Here is a 3,270-nt window from a genome sequence, read left to right as displayed (position 1 = left end):
ACCCTGACCCACCGCTATCGCAGCGATGCGGCGACCCGGCAAGCCAGCTCCCACATTTGATTTTCATTGCATGAAAAAGGGCCTCAAACCACCAACCGCTCCAACGCCTCGCGCAACTTCCCCGCAATCGCCACCGGCTGGTTCGACGCCCGGTCCACAAACACATGCACAAAGCGCCCCGCCGCACAGGCTTCATCCTCGCCGGCCTTGAACACCGCCAATTCATATTGCACCGAGCTGTTACCCAGTTTGCCCACCCGCAGGCCGATATCCAGGCGATCCGGAAACGCGATCGAGGCGAAATAATCGCACGCCGAACTCACCACAAACCCCACCACCTCACCGTCATGAATATCCAGCCCACCGTCTTCAATCAGGTAGGTATTCACCGCCGTGTCGAAAAAGCTGTAGTAGGTGACGTTGTTCACATGGCCATACACATCATTGTCGTGCCAACGCGTGATGATCGGCTGGAAGTGACGGTAGTCGGCGCGTTGCGGCATTGAGTCAGGCATGGGCGGTTCTCTGGAAAGTGGGTTTACAGGTCATTCAGGTGGGCTTGCGCCCACTCACGCACCTCGGCGTATGGGTAGTCCTCCAGCGCAGCAAAACCCGGTATGCCCCGCGCCTTCAGCTTGGTAAACAGCGGCACGCTGATACCGCCGAGAAACCGCGCCAGCCGTTCCGCTTCTGGCAGGTTCGTGGTGTGTTCATGATGCCTGTGGATAAAATCACCGCACAGCCCCATGAAGTTTTTATCCACAAGTGGCGGCAAACTCGGCGGCGGCGGCAAATGTGCGACGTGGCCGTGGCATACCGAACAATGCCCGCAGCGTAGAGGGGCATTTTCATCGCCAAAGTACTTGGCCAAACGCTGCCCCAGGCAATGCTCGGTAGCAAAAAGCTCGAGCATGGCGTGGATCCGCGCCACTTCCGTCACTTCATGGTGCTTGAAGCCTGTGTATAACTCGGCGCTCAGCACCCGTGGATCAAAGTCGGTATCGAGCAGGCTGTAGACCTCGGTCATCTGCTTGCTTTCCAGCTCAATCAGGCCCTGTTCCTGGAAGTAGTCCAGCGCCTTCACCACCCGGCTGCGCTCGGCATTGTGCTGTTGGTACAGCGCATCGAAATCCACCGTCGCCCAGGTTTTGGCGCGTTTACATACCTGGATGATCGCCGCGACAAACTGCTGCCGCTCGCCGGAAAACCGCGCCAGCAACGCCTCGGGCTCGATCAGGTATTTGAAGCGGTATTCGGCGTAAAACGCATAACGCGGTGCGATCACACCCTTGAGCTCCAACTGCACCAGCAGCGTCTTGAGCGGCAGCTCGCGGATGTTGCTGTGGTCCGACAGCGACCTCATCAGGAACTCCCACTGGCCTTCGCTTCGCGCCGCCTGCAACTCCTCCAGTACACGGCGAATGCCCTCCTGCTCTGGCGTATCGCCATACACAAAGTTTTCCAGCACATTGAGGCTGTCACGGTTGGCCAGCACCAGGCAATCGGACGGCTGCCCATCACGCCCGGCGCGGCCGATTTCCTGGCTGTAGTTCTCGATAGACTTGGGCAGGTCGAAGTGCACCACGTTGCGAATATCACTCTTGTCGATGCCCATGCCGAACGCGATGGTGGCAACAATGCAATTGGAGCGCCCGCCCATGAAACGCTGTTGGATACCTTCGCGTTTATCGTGGGGCAACCCGGCGTGATACGCCTCGGCCTGGATGCCATTGCGGTTCAGGTGTTCGGCAATCTGCTCGGCGGTTTTTTGCAACGTGACGTAAACGATGCTCGGCTGATTGGCCCGCGCGCTCATCCACTCGACCAAGCGCCGGCGTTTGTCGTGGCCGCTCACCGGCTCTACCAACAAGTTGAGATTGGGCCGGTAGAAGCCCGTGGTGATCACATCATCCGGCGCAATGGCGAACTTGGCCTGCATGTCGGCAATCACCTTGGGCGTGGCTGTAGCCGTCAGCAGCAGCGCTTGTGGGATATTGAACTGGCGCTGGTAGTCCGGCAGCTTCAGATAGTCCGGGCGGAAGTTGTGGCCCCATTCGGAAATACAGTGCGCCTCATCAACCACCAACAAGGAAATCTGCACGCTTTGCAGGAAGTTACGGAAGCGCTCGTTCTTTAAGCGCTCCACGGAAATCATCAAAATCTTCAACTCACCCGAACGCGCGCGGGTCATCACCTCATTGGCATCTTCACGGCTCTGCGCCGAATCGATACTGCCAGCACAAATGCCATGGCGTTGCAGGAAACCCAACTGGTCCTGCATCAGCGCCAACAGCGGCGACACCACCAGCGTCAGGTGCGGCAACAGCACCGCCGACAGCTGATAACACAAAGACTTGCCCGAGCCGGTGGGGAAAATAGCCGCAGCCGAACGACCGGCCAGCACCGCGCTGATCGCGGCTTCCTGGCCCAAACGAAACTGTGGATAACCAAAGACCTGTTGGAGGGTGTTGTGCATAAGCTGTCACTCCATTGACCGCTGAACGAGTCAAAAACATAGACCAGCGATCAGTAAAAGGTCGGGGATAAACGCTACAAACTGATACAGAGAAAACCAGCAAGACCGCGCAAAAATGCAGACAGTAGCACGCTTGATTACAAGCCCCGACAAGGAGTCGTGAATGTCTCGCATGCCACCGTTTTCTTTGCTCCTCGCAATGCCCTTGCTGCTGATGGGCTGTGCAACGCCGCCGAAACCCACCTCCGAGCAACTGGCCGTGCATGCCTTTGAAACGCCCGAATACTTCTCCGCAAATGCACTGCCTATCGTCAAGGCATCCACCCTCTATGCCCAGTTGATCCCCATGCAGTCTGTCGACGACCGTCCCATGACCCCGTCCTGACTGAGCGTTCCTCACGCTCTGCGTGGGAATGCCGCCTGGGACGCTCCGCGTCCCACATCCGCGCACGGCTTTAAGCTTGGGCATTGGTGACGCAGAGCGTCACGGGAGGCGTTCCCACGCAGGAGCGGGGGAACGATCTAAAAAATGACCCCGCAGCAGGTTCGCGAACGCTTGCTCAGCACCGCCAATCGGACGGGCATCTATGCCAACAGCGAAGCCTACGGACGCGGGTTGATGGACCTGGATGCGGCTTCGCGTCTGTAGGATTGGCGATGGCCGTCCCTTGAAGCCGTTCTGACTGATCGTTCCGCACGCTCTGCGTGGGAATGCCGCCCGGGACGCTCCGCGTCCCACATCCGCGCACGGCTTTAAGCTTGGGCATTGGTGACGCAGAGCGTCACGGGAGGCG

The 3,270-nt window shown here is 58.7% G+C and carries 3 protein-coding genes and 1 pseudogene; 2 read left to right on the top strand and 2 right to left on the bottom strand.

From position 1 onward, the window contains the following. Window positions 1–83: 83 nt before the first annotated feature. Window positions 84–515, bottom strand: coding sequence for an acyl-CoA thioesterase (locus FEM54_RS28500; protein ID WP_138453851.1), 432 nt, complete (start codon window positions 513–515; stop codon window positions 84–86). 23 nt (window positions 516–538) lie between these two features. Next, window positions 539–2,476 (bottom strand): RecQ family ATP-dependent DNA helicase, encoded by a 1,938-nt coding sequence (locus tag FEM54_RS28495; protein ID WP_138453850.1) that lies wholly within the window; start codon window positions 2,474–2,476, stop codon window positions 539–541. 163 nt (window positions 2,477–2,639) lie between these two features. On the opposite strand from FEM54_RS28495, the gene FEM54_RS28490 reads away from it, so the two are divergent. After that, a complete protein-coding gene (locus FEM54_RS28490; protein WP_138453849.1) occupies window positions 2,640–2,861 on the top strand; it encodes a hypothetical protein in 222 nt (73 codons plus the stop codon). A gap of 141 nt (window positions 2,862–3,002) precedes the next feature. Next, window positions 3,003–3,125: pseudogene (locus FEM54_RS28480) on the top strand (serine protease); the annotation flags it as partial. Window positions 3,126–3,270: the final 145 nt, after the last annotated feature.

The sequence above is a fragment of the Pseudomonas edaphica genome, from assembly GCF_005863185.1.
In the GTDB taxonomy this organism is placed as follows: Bacteria; Pseudomonadota; Gammaproteobacteria; order Pseudomonadales; family Pseudomonadaceae; genus Aquipseudomonas; species Aquipseudomonas edaphica.
Note: the sequence above shows the minus strand (reverse complement) of the source record. Positions and strands in the feature narration are given on the sequence as shown.